General features: G+C 45.4%; 3 protein-coding genes. 1 reads left to right on the forward strand and 2 read right to left on the reverse strand.

The window, feature by feature from the left end:
- On the reverse strand, window positions 1–201 hold a 201-nt coding region (locus tag KDK15_RS15985), incomplete at its 3' end, for a hypothetical protein (RefSeq protein WP_257296385.1).
- 210 nt (window positions 202–411) lie between these two features.
- Here KDK15_RS15985 and KDK15_RS15990 point away from each other — a divergent pair.
- On the forward strand, window positions 412–1,134 hold the full coding sequence (locus tag KDK15_RS15990; RefSeq protein ID WP_257296386.1) for a hypothetical protein: 723 nt from the start codon (window positions 412–414) through the stop codon (window positions 1,132–1,134).
- Between the two features lie 144 nt (window positions 1,135–1,278).
- Here KDK15_RS15990 and KDK15_RS15995 read toward each other — a convergent pair whose 3' ends face one another.
- Window positions 1,279–2,184 (reverse strand): cation transporter, encoded by a 906-nt coding sequence (locus KDK15_RS15995; protein ID WP_257296387.1) that lies wholly within the window; start codon window positions 2,182–2,184, stop codon window positions 1,279–1,281.
- Between the last annotated feature and the right edge of the window lie 106 nt (window positions 2,185–2,290).

Consider the following 2,290-nt stretch of genomic DNA (forward strand, 5'->3'; position numbering starts at 1 on the left):
TCTTTTGGTCGCAATAATACAGTCATTTCCCTGTTTCCAGGGTGGTGTATTGTATGTGGTTACAGTCCTGGTTTTGTCAGACTGCCTCAATTGAGGAAGCCTGGTGGGTTCTGTCCGGTAACCCTCTCCCCGGGGAGAAGATGCTGGCAGGCAGGTTTGTGCCTGCTTTGGGGTTGGTGAGAAGACGATCTGTCCGGCCATTGCTGAGCAGAGGTTTACCGATCCTGTTCAAGTGGCGTTATCTGAAGGCTGGAACAAACTGTGTCTACTGTATTCCTGAAATCAGAGGGTTCATCAAGCGGGGCTGACAAGGGCCATTTATAGATGTTAGGGTGTCACCCGAATCAGGCATGAGTGATTGGTTGATATCGATAATTAAAATGCCTGACTGTTTATCGATGAAAATCAGACATGAAGATTTACTCGGAAACGATCCAGGAAATAAAAGCGCTTGTCGAACAGAATGAAATCAAAGACAAGCAGGATATTGCACAATATCTAGACCGCTGTTCAGAGTTCGACCCTGTCGCTGAGGGTGTTTATGCCACGGTTTACAACCTTCCCGATGAACCGGATAAGGTGGTTAAGGTGTGTCCTGACAAGAAAGATGGCTATTACCTCTTTGCCCGATGGTGCATGACACCGGAAAATCAGAGCAACCCACACCTTCCTGTTATTCATCATGAAGATGTCATTACATTACCCTGCGGGATCGTGGTTCGCATTTACGTGGTTGAGCGCCTGTCAGACTTTATGGATGATGGATCGCGGGCAACAGAGCCCCGGCACTTTCATGACTATGACTTTGGCCTTTTATGGGGGGCTTTCAAGGCGGTCATGCAGTCTTTTGGTATGGATCACAGTGAGTTTCCCGAGGAAATCAAAACGCTGGAAGTGTTTGTTGAAAAGATAAAAGTATCCAGTTCTAATTTGGTGAAAAGGGCGGGCAATGATATCTCAGATGTTGTTGATGACAGTATCATTGAATCCCATGAAGACTTTCTGCATACACTCTTTGATGTATTGACCCAACTGTCAACGGTGGGCTCAATAGACCTTCACGGTGGTAACTTTATGCTTCGTGGTGATACGGTTGTGATTACTGACCCAATTGCCCACAAGTATGCAGCTTAGGAATTGTCCCTGAATAACTTCCTCTTTTTGCCACGGAGTCACAGAGGAAAAGATTGTTTCTTTTCTCCGTGCCTCCGTGCCTCCGTGCCTCCGTGGCAAGGTTTTTTCTCTACTGGGCAACTACTTAATCGGGAAGTTTGCACGTTATTGAGAAAACTTATTCTGCTGAAAACGAAAGCTAAGCTGCAGACGATAATATTTACATATTGAGCTAATGGCGTGTTCTGCTTTAGCTCTATTGCTCTCAAGTTCGTCCTTGGTTAGCAAAGTATCGTTATGGATGGTTATCTCTATATTGACCCATAGCCATCTGCCGAGCCAGATCATGCTAATACTGATTTGCTGAGCGTCCCACTGTTCTGCAATGACATTTTTTGTCGATTCTAACAGCTCTGGGGTAGCAACATCTTTCAACAGCAATTGTTTAAAGTTTTTGTGCAGTGTTTTGAAGGGGAGCCCCACTAAAAACAGCAGTAGCGATATGGTGAGTATGGAGTCAATAAAAGGGGTAACCGGGTGACTATTCCCTAACTGGTACGCTATCGCAAACGCTGCAGTAGCCGCTGCACTGACAGCAGAGTCAACCAGCCACTCCTGACATTCAAAATAGATCAGCGGTGATGGTTTTGAACGATGAAGCAGAAAAAAAAGTGTGGCTGTAGCTCCCCCGATAATCGTTGAAAAAATCTCGTAAGCCAGGGCAAGGTCAAACTCCGGTATATACCCACCCATGATGAGTTTGCAGATAGAAAAAGACAGCAAGGCAAGGCAAAGTCCCAGTAAAATAATGCCTTCAAAAAAAAGCATTAATGGCTCAAGGGTTGGATAGCCATAAGGGCTTTCAGGGGATGGCGGCAGCTTGACTATCTGGGATATCCGTACGTTTGCCATCATGGTCAAGGTACAAAGCAGGGAATAACAGCCGTCCAGAAGTACAGCGTTTGAGCGGCTGTAGAAGGCTACGAGAATACCTGTCACACCAAAAAAAAGTTCAAGCACAACAGAATAGCGCAGGATGTTGAGCTCATTTAGCTGTAGCCATTGATACATATTTTGCTCATCATACATCTTTCAGGAGCGTGAGAATCTGCTCTTTAACATCTTTGCCGTGAAAAATATTTTGCTTAACGATTTTTCATCCCTGAGGGTGGCGCAA

The organism is Endozoicomonas sp. YOMI1 (assembly GCF_024606345.1).
Lineage (GTDB): Bacteria > Pseudomonadota > Gammaproteobacteria > Pseudomonadales > Endozoicomonadaceae > Endozoicomonas.

Excerpts from the sequence above, each read along its gene's own strand:
- KDK15_RS15995 (WP_257296387.1), bottom strand. The coding sequence starts at position 2,184 with ATGTATCAATGGCTACAGCTAAATGAGCTCAACATCCTGCGCTATTCT.
- KDK15_RS15990 (WP_257296386.1), top strand. The coding sequence starts at position 412 with ATGAAGATTTACTCGGAAACGATCCAGGAAATAAAAGCGCTTGTCGAA.